This is a genomic window from Nocardia aurea (assembly GCF_003123685.1).
In the GTDB taxonomy this organism is placed as follows: Bacteria; Actinomycetota; Actinomycetes; order Mycobacteriales; family Mycobacteriaceae; genus Nocardia; species Nocardia aurea.
Genome location: NZ_QCYJ01000103.1, coordinates 280724 through 301395, shown reverse-complemented (window position 1 = coordinate 301395; position 20672 = coordinate 280724). Strand labels below are relative to the sequence as shown.

Sequence of the window (20672 nt, the reverse complement as noted above, 5' to 3'; positions counted from 1 at the left end):
CGCGATCGTCCAACAGGATTCGCATCGCCTCTTTCATCCACGCGAGATCGTTTCGCATCCGGAGTTCGGATTCGGCCGGGCTCCGCAGCCGGGTCGCGAGGTCGTTCTTGTGAACATGTCTCGATATCACCGCGCACATTCTTTCTTCGGGCTGATTGATTGTCGCGGCTGCGCGCAGGGTGTCGAACACGTGCCCGACAGCGGGAGTGCAGCCGAGCCGCCAACTCGTGGAAATCGCCGTGTCGATTTTACCTCCGTCGCCACGCGAAAGTTCCGTGAACAGCGAATACGCGAAACCATTCACTATCTGTCCACCGCAATCACCGCCGGGAAATTCCGGCCCGAATTCAGCGGACGGAAACAGCAGATGTCGCGATACGGGCGGCGCGGTCCGCCCCGTCGGATGTCAGCACGACGGGCACCCCCGTCTGTTCGTGGAACCAGCCGACCCGGTCGGCGGGTAATTCGGTGAGCACCGGTTCCGCCGCGTAGAGCAGCTCGGTCAGTCGCCGCTGCCGGTCCAGGTCGCGGCCCGCGCTCGGCGGAAGGTCGGTGAGTACGCCGTCGACGGTGCGGTATGCCGTCGCTGCGCGCACCGTCGCCGGGGCGTCGAGATGGGTGACGGCCAATCCGTCGACAGCACCGCAGGCGGCCACGGCGTAGCGCAACAGCAGCGCGTCGGCGTGGCCGCGCCGGAACGATCCCTGATACGGGCCGTGGGTGTTGTGCGGTTCGGGAACGCGCAACTCGGGATCTTCGGTCGGGAACGGACCTGCGCCGTGCCTGGTGACGTAGGTCCTGGTGACACCGAGGGTGAACGCCGTGGCGTCGATCTCGGCCAGGAGTGTGCGCGCGTTGGCGGGTTCCACCGTCGACCAGGTCGTGTGCGGATGGAAACCGCGCCATTCGTCGAGTAGTACGCCCTGGGCGCCCTCGAAGATCAGCCTGCCTCGGGACGCGAGGACGGCGAGCTCGCCGGGGCCGACGATGCGCACGGCCGCGGCGAATTCCCGGTACATGTCGACCAGATCCGCGATCGGCTCGTACCGGTGCGCGCCGGGCGCGATGAGCGGGCCGTAGTGCGCGGCCAGCAGCCGCAATTTCTCGGCCAGCACCGAGGGGCGGAGGCAGTCCTCGACCCTGGGTGCGTCGAATTCCATGGCATAACGGGCAGTTTCGCCGATTCCGCGTCCGCAGGAACCGTGGCGCGAAGAACCCCTCGCGTCCTCGCGCGCACGGTTCGCCGCGATATGAATGGGCGTGGTGAGCAGGGCGCGACCGTCGATCCGCATCAGTCGCAACGGATCGACCACACCGAGCGCCGCCAGCTGCCGCGCCTCGCCCGCCAACGCGATGGGCTCGACCAGCATGTGCCGCGACAGCAGGGTCGGCACGTCGGAGAAGGTGCCGGATCCGAACTGCGCGAAGGTGTGGTGCCTGCCCTCGGCGATCACATTGTGCGCCGCCTGCGCGCCGCCGTTGAATCGCACGACCGCCGACACCGGTGCGCCGCCCTCGCGCGAACACAGCCAGTCGACGGTCGCACCCTTACCCGCGTCGCCGAATCCGAGATCGACGACGATGACGTGCCCGTCGCGCACCCCGCTCAACTCGACCCACCGGGCAGTGCCTTCATCCCCGCCCCGTCCCCACCCTGCGCCTTTGTCCCCACTCTTTCCCCACCCTGTGCCCTTGTCCCCACTCTTTCCCCACCCTGTGCCCTTGTCCCCACCCTTTCCCCACCCAATGCCTTGCCGACAGCACTCGCTTCGCGCACCGACCCGATATCGCGCAGATCGGTCAGCCCGGTGTCCAGGTCGACCCGGTTCTCCTCCAATCCGATGGTGAGCGCGATGAGTTCGCAGACCGCCGCCGGATCGTCCAATTTCACGAAATTCTGGCCGAGCAGCGTCCGCCAGTGCGCGGCGATCTCCGGGTCGTCGTAGTAGTTCGACTGTTTCGGCAGGATGTAATAGACATGCCAGCGTTCGGCGAGTTCCCGGTAGACCGATTCCACCGAGACATCGGTACGCACATGGTCACCGATCACCGCACGAATATGCCGGGACGCCAGCTTGGATTTGTTCAGCTCGTCACCGATGAGGAAAAGGTAGCCCCGTTTGCGGCGCTTCTCCCACGCGTCGGTGACGATATGAGTGGCCATGAAATAGGCCGCCAATTCGTAGCTCTCGGATTTCTGCCCGCCCCCGCCGCCTTCCAACAGGATATCGCGCAGTTGTTCGTCCATCCGATTGTCGGATTCGAACTGCCCTATCTGCAACGGCACCCGGTCGGTATCGGCGTCACCGATCGCGCCGAAAAGCAGTTGCGGGTCCTCGGCGTATCCCTTGGACCGCAGCAGGCCGTGCAGTTTGCCGAGTTTGTCCTGCATGATGATCGGCACCTGCCCCATCGATCCGGTGACGTCGAACAGCACCGCGATGGGAAGCGAATTGCCGTGGTCGGCCGAATCCCGACACTCGCGGGTTCCCGCGCCGAACGGATCGAGGTCCGGATGCGCCTTCCAGCTCGAGTAGGGCTGGTCCCGCATCTGCGCGGTGTAGCCGAAGTCGTCGATCCCCCGTCCGGCGCGGTAGGTCTTGGCCGCCCGGTAGGCGGTGTCGTCCCAATGTCCGTATCCCATAGCGGGACTCCTCTCGTGAAGTAGTTTTAGTTTAATCGACTAAAACAGATCGGTCAACGACGCCCCTGCGCGCGGCACGCCGACGTGGCGGCGATATCGGCTCTAGACTGCCGACGTGGACCCGTTGACCCGCATCAGGGCGATCTGCCTCGAACTCCCGGAGAGCAGTGAGCGCGCCAGTCACGGCTCCCCCACGTTCTTCGTGCGCGGCAGAACGGCGTTCACCATGTACCTCGAGGACGCGCACCGCGAACCCGGCGCGACGATCTGGTGCCCCGCGCCGGAGGGCGTCCAAGGCGAATTGGTCGACGCCGAACCGCAGCGCTTCTTCGTCCCGCCCTACGTCGGGCACCGCGGCTGGATCGGTGTCCGGCTCGACGTCGACCCGGACTGGGACGAAGTCCGGGGCATCGTCCGCGACGGCTATCGCCGGGTTGCCCCGAAAAAGCTGTCGGCGCTGATGGACTGAGTCACCGGGTCGGACACCGCCGAACCCCGACACCATCGATACCCTCGAAAATCCCCTGTACCAGCGCTTTTCATATGTACTGGCGCCGGATTACCACATCACGGAAGCGGTAGTGAACAATTCAGCGGTGCGAGAACTGTGGGACCGGACCTACCTGGCGTTGCTGCCATGGACCGACATTCCCCGACGCGAACTCGATACCCAGTGCAGGCAGGCCGTGACCGCGGCGTTGGCCGCGCTCTGGGGTGAGTGCGACGCGGAGCTGCTCGACGGCGCCGCGACCGATGAGCAGGTCCACGCGATCGTCGCGGCGCAGACCGTCTACGGACTCGGCTGGCGCGACGCGGTACTCGGCGATATCGCCACGCGGGCCCGCGCGGCGGGTCTCGGCGATGGTCCCGGACGCCTCTGGGCCCCGCCCGAACGCTGGAACCTGGGGCGCGGCCGCGCCTTTCGCGCGACCCTGCGCGACAACCTGACCTTCTTCGCCAGGCACCCCCGGTCCCAGGAACTGCGCCTGGTGCGTACCGTCCGCGCGGCCGTCACCGCCGCCGACGCCGATCCGCGTACCGCGCTCACCCTGCTGTACCGGGCGGCCTGGACCGAACACGCCACCGAACGGCTCGGCTGGAGCGACGCCGAATGGTGGCAGTACCTCGGCATCGATGAGCTGACCACCTGGGCGGTGATCGCCCTGCGCATCCCGATGGACGAACCCGACCGCGCGGGCTGGGCGGTCGAGGAGGTCGCCGAGGCCGTCAGCCCGGCGGACTGGACGTGGACCGGCAGCGGTCTGCCCGACGATTTCCTCGAAGCCGCGTTCGACACCCTCGCCCTGCCGGTCCGCGAATTCTGAGCGCCGCGCCTACTCGACCAGACCGTCGGGGGTCAGTTCGAGATGCCGGGTCACCTCGATCGCCTCGAGGAAGCGCTCGTCGTGGCTGACCACGATGAGCGCGCCTTCGAACCCCGCCAGCGCCTGGGTCAGGTGATCCAGGCTCGGCAGATCGAGATTGTTGGTCGGCTCGTCCAGTAACAGCAGCCTCGGCGCGGGATCGGCCAGTAGCATCATCGCCAAGGCCGCCCGTAGACGCTCGCCGCCCGACAACGCGGACGCCGCGACATCGGCGGCCGTGCCGCGGAACAGGAAGCGGGCCAGCTGGGCGCGAATCCGCTCGGCGGATGCGTGCGGCGACATCGCCGCCACATTCTCGAAAACCGACAGTCGCTCGTCGAAGATATCGAGGCGCTGGGCGAGTATCCGCCACGGAACCTTGGGCGGTTCCTCGGCGATGCGGCGCAGCAATGTGGTCTTGCCGACGCCGTTGCGCCCGGTCAGCGCGATCCGTTCCGGCCCGCTGACCCGCAACGACACCACCGGCCCGTTACTCAGGCGAACCCCGTCGAGTTCGATGACGTCCTGCCCCGGATACAGCCGGGTTCCCGGGAGTTCGACCCGGATCTCCCTGTCCTCGCGCAGCAGTTCTTCGGCCTGCTGGAGTTGGTCCTTGGCGGTATCCAGTTTCTCGATGTGGTTGTTACGCAATTTGCCCGCTGACACCTCGGCGGACCGCTTCCGCGCACCCGCCAGGATCTTGGGCATATTGTCGGCCATTTTCTTGCCGTAGCGCTGCCTGCGATCCAGTTTGACGCGGGTATCGACGAGTTCTCTCGCCTGTTTGCGTACATCGCTCCTGGCGTCACGGACGGCGGCGCGCGCGGCCACCTGTTCGGCCTCGACGATCTGTTCGTAGACAGTGAAGTTGCCGCCGAATGTGCGCAGTTCCCCCTGCCGCAGCTCCGCGATCGTATCCATCCGATCCAGGAGTGCGCGATCGTGGCTGACCGTCAGCACGGTGCCGGAGAATTGCGTGACCACCTCGTAGAGCCGCAGTCTGGCGAACCGATCCAGATTGTTGGTCGGCTCGTCGAGCAGCAACACGTCGGGTTCGGCCAGTAGTTCGGCGACCAGGCCCAGCAAAACGGTCTCCCCGCCGGACAATGTCTCGAGGGTGCGATCCAGCTGTTCGGCGGAATCGGCGAGATAGTGCAATCCGAGACGGCCGAGCAGCGCGACAGCACGCTCCTCCACATCCCACGCGCTGCCGACGATCTCGAAATCCCCTTCGTCGCCCGATCCGGCTTCGATTCGATGTAATGACCTGCGGATATCGGCGATCCCGAGCACATCGTCGACCCGCAGACCGGAGGCGAGTCCGAGATCTTGGCGCAGGTAGCCGACCGCGCCGGGGGTGGTGATCGAGCCGCGCAGCGGGTGCAGTTCGCCCGCGATCAGACGCAACAGTGTCGATTTACCCGCGCCGTTGCCGCCGACCAGGCCGATATGTCCCGGGCCGAGCGCCGCGCCGATCCCCTCGAAGACAGGGGTGCCGTCGGGCCAGGAAAAGGTGAGATCGGAAAAAGACAGAGTGCTCATGCATACCCCAGAGGTTGCGACGGTATCGCGGCGCGCGGTGTGCGGGCCGCCCGAAGGCGCTACCTCATGAGAGCAACGGCGGACTCCGATCGGCGGGGGCAGGACTCGTCCAGGGTAAACACAAACCCGGGGCGCGCGCCAGTGATATTCCGATCACACGGGATGACCGGCCCGGACACGGGACGTCCCCGGCGAACCGTGTTCACCGGGGACGGAATATCGGTCGTTGCGACCTAGACCCGGACGATCGACGTCAGCGGATAGACGCCTTGGCGATCCCGGCCGCCGAGCGCGCTGAGTTCGAGAACCACGGCCGCGGAGGCGATTTCGGCTCCCGCCTGTTCGAAGAGCGAGGCCGCCGCAGCGAGGGTGCCGCCGGTGGCGAGAACATCATCGAGCAGCAGGACGCGTCGTCCGGCCAACTCGACCCCGTCGCCGGGAATCTCCAGGCTCGCGGTGCCGTATTCGAGGGTGTATTCCCGCGACAGGACCGGGGGCGGGAGTTTGCCCGCCTTGCGCACCGCGAGGACGCCGGTGCCGAGGACGGCCGCGACGCCCGCGCCGAGCAGGAAGCCGCGCGCGTCCACGCCCGCGACCAGATCGGCGTCGGGAGCGCACGCCGCGAGGCAATCGATGACGGCCCGGAAACCCTGCGGATCGGCGAAGACCGGGGTGAGATCCGCGAAACGAATGCCGGGAGTGGGGAAATCGTCACGCCACCTGGTGAGGCGTTCGACTTGCGCAGCCGCCTGAACGGTTCGCTCTTCGACCGAGTAGTCGGATTCGATCGCAGCGTGCTTGCTCATCGGCACCTCTCCATGATCACTCACCCATTCGCACCTGTCACCGCTTCAACACCCAGCGGTCCATGTTCCAGCCGGAACCCCCCTGGGAGGGTCCGGCCACACCGTTCTGCAGACCGTCCGCGAAGCCGATGGTGCGCGGAGTGGCGAACAGGGGGATGCTCGGCATCTCCGACCACAGCAGATTCTCGCTCTCGGTCAGCAGATTCAACTGGACGGTCGAGTTGTCATCGGCCGCAAGCTGATCGGTGATCGCATCGTAGCGGCCGTTCCCGAATCGCCCGAAATTGAGTCCGCTATCGGTGCGCAACGCGCTGGTCGCCGTCATTCCCGACAGGGAACCGGCCGGACCCGGCATCACCGCGGTACTTCCGAGGACGGCGTCGACCGATCCCTCGGTGAGGCGCGAGGGCGTGAAATCGGCGGAACCGGCGTCGGTCACCGTGACACCGGCCGGTTTACACGCCTCGGCGATCATCGCCACGGTGCGCGCCCGTCGATCGTCCGGTCCGAGATAGCCGATGCGGACGGTCGGCGCGGGCACACGAGCGGAAGCGAAACCGCTGGTCGCACCCGGGATATCGGTGGTCTTGTACCGGTCGGCCGCGCCGGTGGCCGGTCCGTAGAACAGCGAATCCTGCTGCACCGTGCGTGAATTGAGCGGTCCGGAACCGAGTCCCGACGTGGGCGCCTGGTCCACCTTGCCGAGTTCGTCGAACAACGCCTGACGCGGTACGCACAGCGCGAAGGCCCGCCGTGCCGCCACCGAGCCGAAGACGCCCGAATTGGACAGCAGCAACTGTTCGGCGCCGCGGCCGGGGACCGTCTTCGCCGAGAATCCGCCCGTGCCCAGATCCCGCACCGAATCCGCGCCGATATCGAGTACGCCGACCGATTTGCCATCGACCTTGGACTTCAGATCGGCGCCTTTACCGAACACCACGATCCGGCCGGTCTCGGCCTTGTTGCCCCACCAGCGCTCGTTGGCGACCAACACCACACCGTCTTCGGCACTGAAGGATTCGATTCGGTAGGGCCCCGACGAGGGGAACTTCGACAGATCCGCGTCGGCGCCGAGGGTCCAGCCGGTGTTCCAGAATTCGGCCAGCCGCGTGACGGCGCCGGAATCACCGGTCTGCAACGCGGAAACCACATTCGCCACATTCGCCGCCCGCGCCGCGACGTGCGCGGGCACCAGCTCGCCCGCGGCGAACAGGGTGCGCCACGGTACGAAGTACTGATTCGGACGGAAGACCACGGTGGCGTCCTTCGATCCGGGCTGGCATTCCACCCGCTCGATCTCGGAGTACCCCGCCGTGTTCGCCGCGTCGAACATCGGAGCGCCCGCCTGCGCGAAGCGGCCGCTGCGAGCCGCCCAGGCCAGGACGAGATCGTCACACGAGGTCGGCACGCCGTCGGAGTACACGCCGTCCGGGTTGAGCCGGTACTGGATGGTCTGCGACTCCCCCGGCACCTCCTTCGCGGTCCCCGCGTCGGTGTCGGCCACCTGCTGACCGTCCGGGCCCGTATAGAAGAACCCGGTCAGCACCCGCCCGAACACGGCGGACGCGCCGCCGATCACCCCGGCGGTACTGCCGCCGTTGTAGCTGGTGATCGGCACATCGATGGCATAGCCGATGGAGGACACCTGGTTCTCACCGGAGCAGCCGACCACCGAACCGACGGCCAAGACTCCCGCGCCAACCACTCCGAGCAGACGCAACACTGCGCCGGGACGAGGTCGCATAGAAACGAAACTCCCTACCGTGTGGTTGTCAGTGCCTTCGTTTGTTCCGTTTTCCGCTGGGACGCGCACCGGGGCGCGGCGAGTAATCGTCGGACTGCCGACGGATCTCCTCCGGAGTCTTCCTGCCGCCGGTCGCGGCGACCGCGCGACGCTCCGCTTCCAGGCGCGCGCGCTCGGAGGCCGCGCCCGAACGCCGGGCGAGCACCTTCCTGGTGTGCGCCGCCACCGGACCGAACCGTTCCTTGATCGAGACGAGCACCGGCACGGCGAAGAAGATCGACGAGTAGGCGCCGACGATCATGCCGACCAGCTGGACGAGCGCCAGATCCTTCAGGGTGCCGACGCCGAGCAGCCACACCGCGATGACCAGCATGCCGATGATCGGCAGAATACCGATGATCGTGGTGTTGATCGAGCGCATCAGCGTCTGATTCGCGGCCAGGTTCGCCTGTTCGCCGTAGGTGCGTTTGGTCAGGTGCAGGACGCCCCTGGTGTTCTCCTCGACCTTGTCGAACACCACGACGTTGTCGTAGAGCACGTAGCCCAGAATCGTCAGCAGGCCGATCACCGCCGCCGGGGTCACCTCGAATCCGACGAGCGAGTAGACGCCGGCGGTGACTATCAGGTTGAAGAACAGCGAGGTGATCGCCGCGATCGACATATCGCGTTCGAATCGGATCGCGATGTAGATCATCGTCAGCGCGACGAACACCAGCAGCGCGATCAGCGCCTGACGGGTGATCTGACTGCCCCAGGTCTCGCTGATCTCCGCGATGCTGATCGCGTTGCGGCTCACCGTCCCGGAGGAATCCTTGGGCTGGAACGTCTTGAACAGCGCGTTCTGCAACTGTTCGGACTCCGCGAGATCCAGCGTGTCCGAACGGATCTGGATCGTCGCGGCGGCACCTGAACCGACCTTCTGCACGGAGACCGGGTCGTGGCCGAAGGTCGCGGAATAGACGTCCTCGGCCTTCTGCGTGGTGACGTTCTCGGCGGCGGGCAACTGAATCCGCGAGCCGCCCTCGAAATCGATGCCGAGGGTGAACCCGCGAACCGCGATGCTCAGCAACGAGATCACGACGAACGCCGCGCTCAGCGCGTAGTAGAAACGCCGTCTTCCGACGATCTCGAAACCGCCGGTGCCGGTGTAGAGGCGCTCGAAGATGCTGTGCTCGGGCGCGCGATCGCGCTGCGGCTCGTCGTCGAACCGGTCCAGGGTGGGGGTGCTCATCGGGAAGTCTCCTTCACCGGAACGCCGCCCGCGCCGCGTTCCCTGGCTATCTGTTGCATCGCGCCGAGTCCGTTCACCGAGGGCTTGGACCACCACGGCGAACGCGAGGCAAGCATCATCAGCGGTGCGGTGACCAGGTAGAGCACGATCACGTCGAGCACGGTGGTGATACCGAGGGTGAACGCGAAACCCTTCACCTGACCCGCGGCGAGAATGTATAGCACCACCGAGGCGATGAGGCTCACGGTCTTACCGGACAGGTTGGTGCGCTGGGCCCGCGCCCAGCCGCGCGGCACCGCCGAACGGAAGCTGCGGCCTTCGCGCATCTCGTCCTTGATGCGTTCGAAGAACACGACGAAGGAGTCGGCGGTCAGACCGATACCGATGATCAGACCCGCGATACCGGCGAGGTCCAGGGTGAATCCGATCCATCGCCCGAGTAGCACGATGATGCCGTACACCGCGAAACCCGCCGCGATCAGCGAGAACCCGGCGAGGAAGCCGAGCATGCGGTAGTAGGCCAGGCAGTACAGCAGCACCACCGCCAGGCCGATCGCGCCCGCGAGCAGACCCGCGCGCAGCGAGGACAGACCCAGTGTCGCCGAGACCGTCTCCGCTTCCGAGGTCTGGAACGACAGGGGCAGCGAGCCGTACTTCAGCGTGTTGGCGAGTTCCTTGGAACTGGCCGCGGTGAAACTGCCGGAGATGGTGGTGCGACCACCCTGCTGCGGGCCCTGCTGCACGACGGGGGCCGAGACGACCCGCGAGTCCAGGACGAAGGCGACCCGCTTGTTGACCATCTCGCCGGTCAGCGCCGCCCAGGCATCGCTGCCGCCGGATTTGAATTCCAGGTTGACCTCGTGCCGGGCCTGCTGGGAGTTCAGGCCCGCACTCGCGTCCTTGATCTCCTGGCCGTCGATGCGGCTGGGACCGAGCAGGTAGACCTCGGGATTCTCCACACCCGGGATCGAGCAGGTGACCAGCGGCAACGTCGGGTCGTCGTTACCCGCCAGCGGATCGGGCTTGGCGCAGTCGATCGCGAGCATGGCGGCCTGCTGCACGGTGGGATCGGTGCTCTGCCTGGTCGCCTTGGCGTCGGCGATCTCCTTCTGCGCCTGTTCCTGGGTGGTCAGGTTGCCGTTGCCGGGAGGCGCGGGCGGCGAGGTGGGCGCCTGCGCGGGGAACACACGCGGCTGCGGGGCCGGGACGTCGGCGCCGGGAACCTCGGCGGCCGGGGGCTCGGCGGCGGGCGGCGCGGGCACATCACCCGCCGGGGGCGCGGGCACATCGCCCGCGGGCGGCGCGGGCGCCTCGGTCGCCGGGGGCGCGGCGGGATCGGTGGGCAGCGTGGCCGGAAGCTGCGGCGTGCCGGTACCCGCCGTTCCGGTCGCGATCTTCCCGTTCACCGTCTGCTTGGCGTCGAGGACGGGGCGGATGTACAGCTTGGCGGTGGTCGCGAGCGACCTGGCCTGCTGACTGTCGTCGCCCGGCACCGTGATCACCAGGTTGTCGCCGTCGATCAGGACTTCCGAACCGGACACGCCGAGGCCGTTGACGCGGCTCTCGATGATGTCCTGGGCCTTGCGCAGGCTGTCCTGGCTCGGCTTGCTGCCGTCGGGCGTGCGGGCCGTCAACGTCACCCGGGTTCCACCCTGCAGGTCGATACCGAGTTTGGGTGTCGGGGAGTTGTCACCGGTGAAGAACACCAGCGCATAGATCACGGCCAGCAACGCGGCGTAGACGCCGAGCAACCGGAGCGGATGCGCCGATCCCTGAGAAGGTGGCACAGTACGTATCTCCTAGGCGGGAAGTCGAGGGTGGAACAAGCGGGCGCGCGTCGAACTCGCGATCGGACACACGCCGGAACATCGAGCGACGGCGGCGGACGCGCCCCGCGCGGCCTGCGGGCACGGCACCCGCACGGCGACGTACCGGCGCGAACGCACCGGGACGGGCGATCTAGTCCTTGGTCAGCCGGGTCTCGGTCTGCGTGGTGGACTCCTCGACGGCCGAGGTCTCGTCGCCGTCGTCGGTAGCGGACTCGTCTGTACCGGACTTCTCGGCGTCCGCCGCGTCGCCGGTCTCGTCGGTCGTCTCCGCGGTGCGCACATCGCGGACGGCCGCGCGCAGCCAGGTGGTGACGACGTCTTCGGCGATCTCCAGATCGATGGTCTCGTCATCCAGGTCGACGACGGTTCCGTACAGACCCGACGTCGTGGTGACCGAATCGCCGATCTTGAGGCTTTCCTGCATCGATGAGACCTTCTCGGCCTCCCGCTTCTGACGGCGGACGCCGAGGAACATCGGCACGAGCAGGGCTACCAGCAGCAGCGGAAACAGGAGTTCCATCGTCGAAGTCAGTCCCTAGTGATCGGTGGGGATGGTCAGGTACCCACACAGTCTGCCAGTTCGTGTCACCGACGCCACACCCGCACACCCTCGACATCCCGCTGGTCGAGTGCACGCGGCTCGGCGGGCGCCCCGGCGCGCCGATTCCGCCGGGGCGTCGGACGATCTCAGGCGGAGCGCGCGGGCGTCTCGGCGCCTGATCCGAAGGTGTAATCCGCGATCGGGAACCCGACCGCGCGACGATGGGTGCTGACGGTGCTGTTGGGGCGCAGCAGCGCCGCCTCGCCGTGCGGGTTGAAGTAGTAACTGCGGGCGGTGGAGCAATCGCCCGCGTAGAAGACCGAGGATCCGAGGCGTTCGGTGACCTCGGCGAGGAATCTGGCGTTGGCCGCCTCGGAGACCTCGAAGGTCTTCGCGCCGCGACGGCGCATCTCGCCGAACAACCGGCCCATATGCTTCATCTGGGCCTCGATGGTGGTGAAGTAGGACAGGCCGCTGTAGGAATACGGACTGTTCAGGCTGAGGAAGTTCGGGAACTCGGGCACGGTGATGCCCTCGTAGGCCTGGAAGCGGTTGTCGCGCCACCACTTTCCCAGGTCGCGTCCGTCACGGCCGATGATCTCGATGGCGGGGAAGTTCACGTCCCACAGGTCGAAGCCGGTGGCAAGGATCAGGGTGTCGATCTCGGTCTTGCGCCCGTCGGCGGTGACGATCCCGTCCGCCTCGATGTGGTCGATGGACTCGGTCTCGAGCCGCACATCCCGCCGGTTGAACACGGCGAAGTAGGAATTCGAGAACGTCGGCCGCTTGCAGCCGAAGTCGTAGTGCGGCGTGAGTTTCCTGCGAATCTCCTTGTCGCGCACCTGCACCCGCAGATGCGCCTTCGCCAGCAGGCCCGCAGCCCGGTTCAGCGGTCTGGCCCGGTCGAAATGCAGCACCCCCAGCACCATCACCGCCTCGAGCAGGGAGGTGTTCACCATCCGCGCCGCCTTCTGCGCGGCGGGCACCCTGGCGAACAACTTCTGCACCGCGGCCGGGATGGGCACATCGACCTTGGGGACCACCCAGATCGGCGTGCGCTGGAAGACCGTCAGCTCGGCGACCTTCGCCGCGGCCTCGGGAACCAACTGGACCGCCGTCGCACCGGTGCCGATGACGGCCGCCTTGCGCCCGGTGAGATCGAAATCGTCCTCCCACGCCGTGGTGTGGATGATCTTGCCCGCGAACGACTCGATACCGGGGAACGGCGGGGTGTAGGGCTGGGACAGGAACCCGGTAGCGGTGAGCAGATACCGGCCCGTGACGGTCTCCCCGCCTGCCAGCGTGACCACCCAGTGCTCCTGATCGACGTCCCAGCGGGCGCCGTCGACGACGACGCCGAAGCGCATCCGCCTGCGCAGGCCGTATTTGTCCGCGACGTGCGCGGCGTATTTCTTGAGTTCCGCGCCCGGCGCGAACAGGCGCGACCAGTACGGGTTGGGCTCGAAGGAATACGAATAGGTGACCGAGGCGATGTCGACGGCCAGACCCGGGTAGTGATTGACGTGCCAGGTACCGCCGAGATCGTTCTCGCGTTCCAGGATCACGTAATCGCTCAGGCCGAGCCGGTCGAGCTGGATGCCCGCGCCCATGCCGCCGAACCCCGCACCGACCACGACCGCGTCGTACCGAGGTGCCACGTCGAACCTCCAAGGTGAATCAACTGTCAGGGGATCCAGCCTCGGCTGAATCATTCATCACAGAATGACACATCATTCCGTTTGTGACGACTGTATCATCGGCCTGGTGACGAAGCCACCGACGCGGGCCGAACGACGCAAAGCCGAATTGCGCCAGGACATCATCGACACCGCCTTCGTCCAGTTCGCCGAACGCGGCTATCACGCCACCGGAATCGCCGATATCGCCACCGAACTCGGCATCGGACACGGCACGTTCTACCGCTACTTCAGCAACAAGCGCGACATCATCGACCACGTCATCGACGATCTGGCCGCGCGGATCGTCGGCGCGCTCGGCACCGAGAACGCCCCGGACGCCGCGACCACCCTCGACGAATACCGCGCGCAGATCGACCGGATCGGCGTCGCGCTGACGCACATACTCGTCGAGGACCGTCGGGTCGCCCAGTTGTTGCTCTTCCACGCGACGGGAATCGACGACGAACTCACCGCGCGGCTGTATGGGCTACTGGACACCGCCGACACCCTCACCGCGGGCTATCTGGAGCACGGAGTCGAACTCGGTTATCTCCGAGAGGATCTCGACACGCTGAATACCGCACGGGCTGTCACCGGCATGTTGCTCGCGGGCATCGTGCACGGACTGCGCGATCCGGACGAATCGGCGATAGCCGCGCTGAACGTGGCCATCCGCAGATTGCTCGTCGACGGTGTTCGCAAGGACTGAGAAGCCGGGGCGGTGGAAGCTACAGTGTGGACACAGGCAGGACCGGTTCGCATGGGGGCGAAGTGTTCACAAGAGACCGTGCAGTACGAAATAGGGCCAACCGATCGGCCTCGGATGACGAGCCTGACACAATTACGCGAGTGATGACTCCCGAGGATGTGAGCCGGATCCACTTCGCCATGCCATCGGTGGGCCATCGCGGTTACGACGCGGACGAGGTGGACACCTTTCTGGAGTTGGTCGCGGCGACACTGGACGGGCGAGGCTCGATGACCGCCGACACCGTGCGCAATGTCGTCTTCGACGTACCCCGCTTCGGCGGACGCGGTTATCAGGCCGATCAGGTCGACGAATTCCTCGACCGGGTGCGCGTCGAACTCGAATATCGCCAGCGCGGTCTACGACCGGTGCCCGCGGGCGGAAGCGGATCGGATCGCCCTGCCCCGCTGCTCACCTACGACGATGTGCACCGCATGCGATTCAGCCAGGCTCCGGTCGGGCACCGGGGTTACAACGAGGAAGAGGTGGACGCGTTCCTCGATCTCGTCGCGGCCACCCTGGTACACGGCGGACCGGGCAGCCTGACGGTGGGCGATGTGCAATCCGTGCAGTTCACCGACGCGCGACTGGGGACGCGGGGATATCAGCGCGACGAGGTCGACGCCTTCCTCGACCTGGTCGTGATCGCGCTGGAGCATATGGGGCCGCGCCGCTGACCATCGCTCGCGCGGGCAGGCGAACGGCCCCCGATTCAGCCCTGGATGCTGTGCAGTTCGGCTTCGCGCAGATCGTCGGGGAAGACGTAGCGCTTGAAGGCCCAGAAACGGAACACCATCGCCAGCAGTACGCCGAGGATCTGGCCGGTGATGAAATTCGCGACCGCCTGGGTGACCGGACCGACGTGCGGCACGCGGATATTGAAGATATAGAGCGAAATCGCTTGTGGGAGCAGTGTCACACCGATGCCGAGCGCGCTGACGGCGAAGAACAGCGCGGCCTCGTGATGACGTTGCCTGCCGCCGCGGGTCCGGAACGACCACTCGCGATTGAGCACGTAGGACGCGATCGTGGCGATCAGCACCCCGAGAAGTCGTGCTGTCAGCGGCTTCTCGCCCAGGACGGTCAACTTCGTCGCGTACACCACACCGGTATCGATGAACCAGGTCAGTGCGCCGACCATAGCGAACTTGAGCTTCTCCCGATGCAGGATCAGCTGGGAACGAACCGGCTCGGGCACTCGCTCGAGGACTGTCTGGACCACCGCCACCCGATCGACTCTAGCCCGCCGGACCCGACTCGGCCGCCCGGCCTGCGAGGTCCGCCGTCGAAACGGACAGGCGGTGACATCGACGCGGGCGGGAGGGAACCCGAGATTCAGTCGAAGAGATCGAGAGTCGGGTGGGATTCGCGGCCACGAACCTCGATCGCGCCGAAGACGAGATCCGGGGGCGGAACCAGTCCGAGATGCTCCCAGGCCGCGGCGGTCGCGACCCGCCCCCTGGGGGTACGGGCGATCATCCCCGCGCGAACCAGGAAGGGTTCGCACACTTCCTCGACCGTCGCCGACTCCTCGCCGACGGCGACCGCGAGGGTGGAGACACCGACCGGTCCGCCACCGAAACTGCGGACCAGCGCGCCGAGCACGGCGCGGTCGAGACGGTCCAGACCGAGGGTGTCCACGTCGTACACCTCGAGCGCGGCCCGGGCGATCGCCCTGTTCACCCGCCCGTCGGCGCGGACCTCGGCGTAGTCGCGAACCCGGCGCAGCAGACGGTTCGCGATACGGGGCGTACCACGGGAACGGCCCGCGATCTCGGCGGCGGCCTCGACGTCGATCTCGACGCCGAGGATATGGGCCGAGCGTTGCAGGATCAGCAGCAGTTCGGGCGGCTCGTAGAAATCCATGTGGCCGGTGAAACCGAAGCGGTCGCGCAGCGGACCGGTCAGCGCGCCCGACCTGGTCGTCGCGCCCACCAGGGTGAACGGGGCGATATCGAGTGGGATCGAGGTGGCGCCTGGCCCTTTGCCGACGACGACGTCGACGCGGAAATCCTCCATCGCCAGGTACAGCATCTCCTCGGCGGGCCGGGCGATGCGGTGGATCTCGTCGATGAACAGGACATCGCCTTCGACCAGATTGCTCAGCATCGCCGCGAGATCGCCCGCACGTTCCAGCGCCGGACCGGAGGTCAGGCGCAGCGCCGTGCCCAACTCGCCCGCGATGATCATCGCCATACTCGTCTTGCCGAGTCCCGGCGGTCCGGAGAGCAGCACGTGATCGGGGGTGCTGCCGCGCTGCTTCGCACCGCGCAGCACCAGCGCGAGTTGTTCGCGGACACGCGGCTGGCCGATGAAGTCGTCGAGCGATTTCGGGCGAAGGCTCGCCTCGATCTCCCCGTCCGACCGCAGGTAACTCGCGGTGACCTGGGATTCGGGCGATTCGTCTTCGTATTCCATATCCGTCGCCGCCTAGCGGTTCTTACCGAGCAGATTCAGCGCCGCGCGCAACGCGACGGAGGTCCCCGCGGCCGGCTGTTCGGCCAGCACGGTGTCGACGGCCTGCTCGGCCTGTTTGAGCGGGAAGCTGAGCCCGGTCAACGCCTCGATCACCTGATCGCGCACCGGGGCGGTGGCCGGTGGCACCGATCCGGGCGGGCCCGCCTGCACCGGAACGAGATTCACCTTGTCGCGCAATTCGACGACCATGCGCTCGGCACCGCGTTTGCCGATGCCGGGCACCCTGGTCAGCGCCCCCACATTGCTCTCCGCCAGCGCCTTGCGCAGCGCCTCCGGTTCGAGCACGGCCAGTACCGCCATGGCCAGCCGGGGTCCGACGCCGGACACCGTCTGCAACAGCCCGAACAGGTCGCGCGCTTCGGTGTCGGCGAAGCCGAACAGGGTCATCGAATCCTCGCGGACGATCATCGAGGTGTAGAGCCGGGTGTCCTCGCCACGGGTCAGCGTAGCCAGGGTGGCGGGCGTGGCGTTGAGCCGATAGCCCACCCCGGCCGCCTCGATCACCACGTGGTCGAGCGCGACCTCGAGCACCTCACCGCGTACCGACGCGATCACCCGCCCACCGCCTTCCGTTGTTCGGCGAGCCGCTGTGCCTGCTGGGCGGCGAGCCGTTCGGTGTACCGCCGCTGTGCCGCGGCGGCCTGCGCCTCGGCCGCGGCCATCCGGGCCAGCAGCGGCGCCCGCCAACAATGACAGATCGCCAGGGCGAGCGCATCGGCCGCATCGGCGGGTTTCGGCGCGACCGCGAGTCCGAGGATGCGGGTGACCATCGCCGTCACCTGGGCCTTGTCCGCGGTGCCGCTGCCGGTGACCGCCGCTTTCACCTCGCTCGGGGTATGGAAGGCCACCGGGATGCCCCGGCGCGCGGCCGCGAGCGCGATCACCCCGCCCGCCTGCGCGGTACCCATCGCTGTCCGCACATTGTGCTGGGCGAAGACGCGCTCGATGGCGACCGCCTCGGGCCGGTGGGTGTCCATCCAGGACTCGGCGGCGTCGGCGACCTGGAGCAGGCGATGGGCCAGATCGAGTTCGGGCGGTGTCCGGACGACGTCGACGGCGATGGCGGTGACCTTACGTCCGATGCCGCCGTCCACCATGCTGAGCCCGCACCGGGTGAGCCCGGGATCGACGCCCATCACCCGCACGAAAACCCCTCTCGCAGACACGAACAACTGTTCGAGAGTCTAGTGGATGAGGTTCGGGCGGGTCACCAGCGACACGGACGACCGGCCGGGAGGGGCCGCGCCGCGGTCAGTCCGCGTAGGTGCAGGTCGCCGAGCCGATGGCCGTCTCCTCGTCGACAACCCTGCCGCCCAGCAGGATTCGGCACGTGATCTTGCCGGTATCGGTGCCGGATTTGACCCTGATGCCCGCCCAACCGGCCGAGTCGGTGATCGACTGCCGCCACGGTAGCGCGGCATCGGGGACCTCGGTGAGCTTGTCGGTGCCGACGTTGTAGCTGATATGGGCGGTTTCCGCCGTTCCGGAGACCTCGTAGACATAGGTGACCGTGTCTTCCTCGCCGCCTCCGACGGCGAAGATGATTCCGACCCCGGCGATCACGAGGACGACGGCGGCCGCGGCGATCACGATTACCCGCGTAAGCGGGTTGCGCGACGAATCCCGGGCTCGTTCGAGTTGACGTGGCGTATTGCGGTTCTCCATCGAGTTCCTCCCTGGGCTCCACTCGATCGAGGCGACTCTACCCCGGCGTCACGAGCCCGAGAGTTGATCTTCGAATATTCCAAAAGCGTTGTGGTCGAACACAACAAGGCGTACTTCGCGCACCTCCGTCGAGGTCGATCGAACGGTGTCGATCGCGATGCGCGCACCGTCATCGATGGGCCAGCCGTATATTCCGGTGGAGATGGCCGGGAACGCGACCGTCTCGGCACCCAATTCGTCTGCCACACGCAAGGATTCGCGATAGCAGGAGGCGAGCAGATCGGAGCGGTCCTCGGTGGCCGACCACACCGGACCGACGGTGTGGATCACCCAGCGGGCGGGCAACCGTCCCGCGGCGGTGGCGACGGCCTGGCCGGTCCGTAAACCCTTGCCGTAGTGAGAAGCTCTCAAAGCCCTGCACGCGGCGAGGATTTCCGGACCGCCTTTCCGATGGATCGCGCCGTCCACTCCCCCGCCGCCGAGCAGCGAGGAATTCGCGGCGTTGACCACGGCGTCGACGGATTGTTCGGTGATGTCACCGCGGACGAGCGTCACAGAGACCATGACCCCCTTCTGCCGATCGACATTCCGGCCGGACACACTCGACAAAGAGTAACCAAGTGGTTACGCTTCTGTCGTGGACGAGGTGGCTGGAGCGATCGCCGATCCGGTCCGGCGGCGGATCCTGGAACTGCTGCGCGCGAACCGGCTCACCGCGGGCGCCATCGCGGCGGAATTCCGGATCAGCAGGCCCGCGATCAGCAGGCACCTGCGGGTGCTGCGCGAAAGCGGTCTCGTGCGCGACGAACTGGAAGGCAGGCAGCGGTACTACACGCTCGATCGGGCAGCGCTGACCGAACTCGCGGACTGGATCTCCGCGATCACCCGCGCGGACACCTGGTCCGGGCATCTCGACGCATTGGAGACCGAGGTCTACCGGACCAGGCGCGAACACCGCGCCGCGGCGGCCGACCCGGATAGGACGAAGGAGAACACGGCATGACCACACCTTCCGGCCGACTGTTCGGCACCGAGGCGGGCGCCGACCTGGTTCTGCGACGCAGCTACCGGGCCCCGATCGAGGACGTCTGGGCGAGTATGACCGAATCCGAGCGCACCGCCCGCTGGTACGGACCATGGGAAGGGCAGGCGGGCCCCGGCCGGGTGATCAAGGTCCAGATGGCCTTCGAGGAGGGCGAACCGTGGACGGAGATGCGCATCGGCGCGTGCGAACCGCCGCGGCGACTGGAGATCTCGGCCGTCGACGAGGAGGGTTCGTGGTTGCTCGAATTCGCGCTCACCGAATCGGGCGGGGGCACCGAACTGCGGTTCACCCAGCACCTGAACAGCCCGAAAGAACTCGGGATGGTCTCCCACGTCGGTCCCGGCTGGGAGTACTACCTCGACCTGTTCGGCACCGCGCGCGACGGCGCGCCAGCACCCGACTTCGACGACTACTTCCCGTCGATGCGCGCCTACTACGAGGGCCTCATCCCGGAATAGACGCGAATCGGGGCGGTCCACACCATGCGGACCGCCCCGATTCGAGCGTGATCAGTCCTCGTCGAGTTGTGCGAGCACCTCGTCGGACAGGTCGACATTGGTGTAGACGTTCTGCACGTCGTCGCTGTCCTCCAGCGCGTCGACCAGTTTGAAGACCTTGCGGGCCCCGTCCGCGTCGACCGGCACGCTCACCGAGGGCTGGAAACCGGACTCGGCGGAGTCGTAGTCGATACCCGCGGCCTGCAACGCCTTGCGGACCGGAATCAGATCGGTCGGCTCGCTGACGACCTCGAAGCTGTCACCGAGGTCGTTGACCTCTTCCGCACCGGCGTCGAGTACCGCCAGCAGCACGTCGTCCTCGGAGAGACCGTTCTTCTCCAGCGTGACGATGCCCTTGCGGTGGAACAGGTAGGCGACCGAACCCGGATCGGCCATATTGCCGCCGTTGCGGGTCATCGCGACCCTGACCTCGCCCGCGGCGCGATTGCGGTTGTCGGTGAGGCATTCGATCAGGACCGCGACACCGTTGGGGCCGTAACCCTCGTACATGATCGTCTGCCAGTCGGCGCCGCCCGCCTCTTCACCACCGCCGCGCTTACGGGCGCGTTCGATGTTGTCGTTCGGGACCGACGACTTCTTCGCCTTCTGGATGGCGTCGTACAGCGTCGGGTTGCCATCCGGGTCACCGCCACCGGTTCGAGCCGCGACCTCGATGTTCTTGATCAGCTTCGCGAAGAGTTTTCCCCGCTTGGCGTCGATCGCGGCCTTCTTGTGCTTGGTGGTGGCCCATTTGGAGTGGCCGCTCATTCCCTACTTCCTTCAGGTCGGTAGCGCGTCTGGACGTCGGTGCGTTACCCGCGGCGCAGCGGCGAACCCGGAGGTTTCGGCCGTCGCGGCC

General features: G+C 66.9%; 22 protein-coding genes. 6 read left to right on the top strand and 16 right to left on the bottom strand.

The genetic code is table 11. The annotated features are described in order from the left end of the window. Positions 1-347: 347 nt before the first annotated feature. Entirely contained in the window at positions 348-1610 is a 1263-nt protein-coding gene (locus tag DAT37_RS22550) for an adenylosuccinate synthetase (RefSeq protein ID WP_332873344.1), read from the bottom strand. Then, the gene (locus tag DAT37_RS22545) at positions 1607-2644 is read right to left on the bottom strand and encodes a hypothetical protein (protein ID WP_232839928.1); all 1038 of its coding nucleotides are present in this window, start codon (positions 2642-2644) and stop codon (positions 1607-1609) included. Before DAT37_RS22545 ends, DAT37_RS22550 begins: the two co-directional genes overlap by 4 nt. Before the next feature lie 115 nt (positions 2645-2759). Between DAT37_RS22545 and DAT37_RS22540 the strand changes: the two genes are divergently transcribed. Then, positions 2760-3113, top strand: coding sequence for an MmcQ/YjbR family DNA-binding protein (locus DAT37_RS22540; RefSeq protein WP_109526816.1), 354 nt, complete (start codon positions 2760-2762; stop codon positions 3111-3113). 112 nt (positions 3114-3225) lie between these two features. Further along, on the top strand, positions 3226-3969 hold the full coding sequence (locus DAT37_RS22535) for a hypothetical protein (protein ID WP_109526815.1): 744 nt from the start codon (positions 3226-3228) through the stop codon (positions 3967-3969). Between the two features lie 9 nt (positions 3970-3978). On the opposite strand, the gene DAT37_RS22530 is transcribed toward DAT37_RS22535, so the two are convergent. From DAT37_RS22530 to DAT37_RS22500, 7 genes are all read right to left on the bottom strand, one after another. Further along, complete coding sequence (locus tag DAT37_RS22530; RefSeq protein ID WP_109526814.1) at positions 3979-5550, bottom strand: ABC-F family ATP-binding cassette domain-containing protein; 1572 nt, start codon at positions 5548-5550, stop codon at positions 3979-3981. A gap of 233 nt (positions 5551-5783) precedes the next feature. Continuing rightward, positions 5784-6356, bottom strand: coding sequence for an adenine phosphoribosyltransferase (locus DAT37_RS22525; RefSeq protein ID WP_109526813.1), 573 nt, complete (start codon positions 6354-6356; stop codon positions 5784-5786). A 37-nt stretch (positions 6357-6393) separates the two neighbouring features. After that, the gene (locus DAT37_RS22520; protein ID WP_109526812.1) at positions 6394-8100 is read right to left on the bottom strand and encodes an ABC transporter substrate-binding protein; all 1707 of its coding nucleotides are present in this window, start codon (positions 8098-8100) and stop codon (positions 6394-6396) included. 28 nt (positions 8101-8128) lie between these two features. After that, positions 8129-9331 carry a protein translocase subunit SecF gene (gene secF / locus DAT37_RS22515; protein WP_109526811.1) on the bottom strand — a complete coding sequence of 401 codons (1203 nt, stop codon included), beginning with the start codon at positions 9329-9331 and terminating at the stop codon, positions 8129-8131. Continuing rightward, entirely contained in the window at positions 9328-11118 is a 1791-nt protein-coding gene (gene secD, locus DAT37_RS22510) for a protein translocase subunit SecD (RefSeq protein WP_109526810.1), read from the bottom strand. The genes secF and secD overlap by 4 nt, the downstream gene beginning before the upstream one ends. Positions 11119-11290: 172 nt before the next feature. Then, on the bottom strand, positions 11291-11680 hold the full coding sequence (gene yajC, locus DAT37_RS22505; protein WP_109526809.1) for a preprotein translocase subunit YajC: 390 nt from the start codon (positions 11678-11680) through the stop codon (positions 11291-11293). Positions 11681-11847: 167 nt separating this feature from the next. Further along, positions 11848-13359: a flavin-containing monooxygenase gene (locus tag DAT37_RS22500; RefSeq protein ID WP_109526808.1), complete on the bottom strand. Its 1512-nt coding sequence runs from the start codon at positions 13357-13359 to the stop codon at positions 11848-11850. A 64-nt stretch (positions 13360-13423) separates the two neighbouring features. Here DAT37_RS22500 and DAT37_RS22495 point away from each other — a divergent pair, with 64 nt between their 5' ends. Next, positions 13424-14089: a TetR/AcrR family transcriptional regulator gene (locus DAT37_RS22495; protein ID WP_109526807.1), complete on the top strand. Its 666-nt coding sequence runs from the start codon at positions 13424-13426 to the stop codon at positions 14087-14089. A 143-nt stretch (positions 14090-14232) separates the two neighbouring features. After that, entirely contained in the window at positions 14233-14805 is a 573-nt protein-coding gene (locus tag DAT37_RS46090; protein WP_109526806.1) for a DivIVA domain-containing protein, read from the top strand. A 35-nt stretch (positions 14806-14840) separates the two neighbouring features. Here the strand turns inward: DAT37_RS46090 and DAT37_RS22485 are convergent, their stop codons facing one another. The 6 genes from DAT37_RS22485 to DAT37_RS22460 form a co-directional block, all read right to left on the bottom strand. Continuing rightward, positions 14841-15356: a GtrA family protein gene (locus DAT37_RS22485; RefSeq protein WP_109526805.1), complete on the bottom strand. Its 516-nt coding sequence runs from the start codon at positions 15354-15356 to the stop codon at positions 14841-14843. 107 nt (positions 15357-15463) lie between these two features. Then, positions 15464-16546, bottom strand: a complete 1083-nt coding sequence (gene ruvB, locus DAT37_RS22480) for a Holliday junction branch migration DNA helicase RuvB (protein WP_109526804.1) — start codon at positions 16544-16546, stop codon at positions 15464-15466. Between the two features lie 12 nt (positions 16547-16558). Then, complete coding sequence (gene ruvA / locus DAT37_RS22475) at positions 16559-17161, bottom strand: Holliday junction branch migration protein RuvA (protein ID WP_109526803.1); 603 nt, start codon at positions 17159-17161, stop codon at positions 16559-16561. Then, on the bottom strand, positions 17158-17751 hold the full coding sequence (gene ruvC / locus DAT37_RS22470; RefSeq protein WP_109526802.1) for a crossover junction endodeoxyribonuclease RuvC: 594 nt from the start codon (positions 17749-17751) through the stop codon (positions 17158-17160). The genes ruvA and ruvC overlap by 4 nt, the downstream gene beginning before the upstream one ends. A 106-nt stretch (positions 17752-17857) precedes the next feature. Next, positions 17858-18271, bottom strand: coding sequence for an MmpS family transport accessory protein (locus tag DAT37_RS22465; RefSeq protein ID WP_109526801.1), 414 nt, complete (start codon positions 18269-18271; stop codon positions 17858-17860). A gap of 48 nt (positions 18272-18319) precedes the next feature. After that, positions 18320-18835 (bottom strand): O-acetyl-ADP-ribose deacetylase, encoded by a 516-nt coding sequence (locus tag DAT37_RS22460; RefSeq protein WP_109526800.1) that lies wholly within the window; start codon positions 18833-18835, stop codon positions 18320-18322. Between the two features lie 73 nt (positions 18836-18908). Between DAT37_RS22460 and DAT37_RS22455 the strand changes: the two genes are divergently transcribed. Further along, a complete protein-coding gene (locus tag DAT37_RS22455) occupies positions 18909-19274 on the top strand; it encodes a metalloregulator ArsR/SmtB family transcription factor (protein WP_109526799.1) in 366 nt (121 codons plus the stop codon). After that, positions 19271-19774 (top strand): SRPBCC family protein, encoded by a 504-nt coding sequence (locus tag DAT37_RS22450; RefSeq protein ID WP_109526798.1) that lies wholly within the window; start codon positions 19271-19273, stop codon positions 19772-19774. The genes DAT37_RS22455 and DAT37_RS22450 overlap by 4 nt, the downstream gene beginning before the upstream one ends. Before the next feature lie 51 nt (positions 19775-19825). On the opposite strand, the gene DAT37_RS22445 is transcribed toward DAT37_RS22450, so the two are convergent. After that, positions 19826-20581: a YebC/PmpR family DNA-binding transcriptional regulator gene (locus tag DAT37_RS22445; RefSeq protein ID WP_109526797.1), complete on the bottom strand. Its 756-nt coding sequence runs from the start codon at positions 20579-20581 to the stop codon at positions 19826-19828. Positions 20582-20672: the final 91 nt, after the last annotated feature.

Coding starts and splice junctions, on each gene's coding strand:
- DAT37_RS22545 (WP_232839928.1), bottom strand. CDS start 2,644: ATGGGATACGGACATTGGGACGACACCGCCTACCGGGCGGCCAAGACC.
- DAT37_RS22530 (WP_109526814.1), bottom strand. CDS start 5,550: ATGAGCACTCTGTCTTTTTCCGATCTCACCTTTTCCTGGCCCGACGGC.
- DAT37_RS22525 (WP_109526813.1), bottom strand. CDS start 6,356: ATGAGCAAGCACGCTGCGATCGAATCCGACTACTCGGTCGAAGAGCGA.
- DAT37_RS22520 (WP_109526812.1), bottom strand. CDS start 8,100: ATGCGACCTCGTCCCGGCGCAGTGTTGCGTCTGCTCGGAGTGGTTGGC.
- secF (WP_109526811.1), bottom strand. CDS start 9,331: ATGAGCACCCCCACCCTGGACCGGTTCGACGACGAGCCGCAGCGCGAT.
- yajC (WP_109526809.1), bottom strand. CDS start 11,680: ATGGAACTCCTGTTTCCGCTGCTGCTGGTAGCCCTGCTCGTGCCGATG.
- DAT37_RS22495 (WP_109526807.1), top strand. CDS start 13,424: ATGACACATCATTCCGTTTGTGACGACTGTATCATCGGCCTGGTGACG.
- DAT37_RS46090 (WP_109526806.1), top strand. CDS start 14,233: ATGACTCCCGAGGATGTGAGCCGGATCCACTTCGCCATGCCATCGGTG.
- ruvB (WP_109526804.1), bottom strand. CDS start 16,546: ATGGAATACGAAGACGAATCGCCCGAATCCCAGGTCACCGCGAGTTAC.
- DAT37_RS22465 (WP_109526801.1), bottom strand. CDS start 18,271: ATGGAGAACCGCAATACGCCACGTCAACTCGAACGAGCCCGGGATTCG.
- DAT37_RS22460 (WP_109526800.1), bottom strand. CDS start 18,835: ATGGTCTCTGTGACGCTCGTCCGCGGTGACATCACCGAACAATCCGTC.
- DAT37_RS22450 (WP_109526798.1), top strand. CDS start 19,271: ATGACCACACCTTCCGGCCGACTGTTCGGCACCGAGGCGGGCGCCGAC.
- DAT37_RS22445 (WP_109526797.1), bottom strand. CDS start 20,581: ATGAGCGGCCACTCCAAATGGGCCACCACCAAGCACAAGAAGGCCGCG.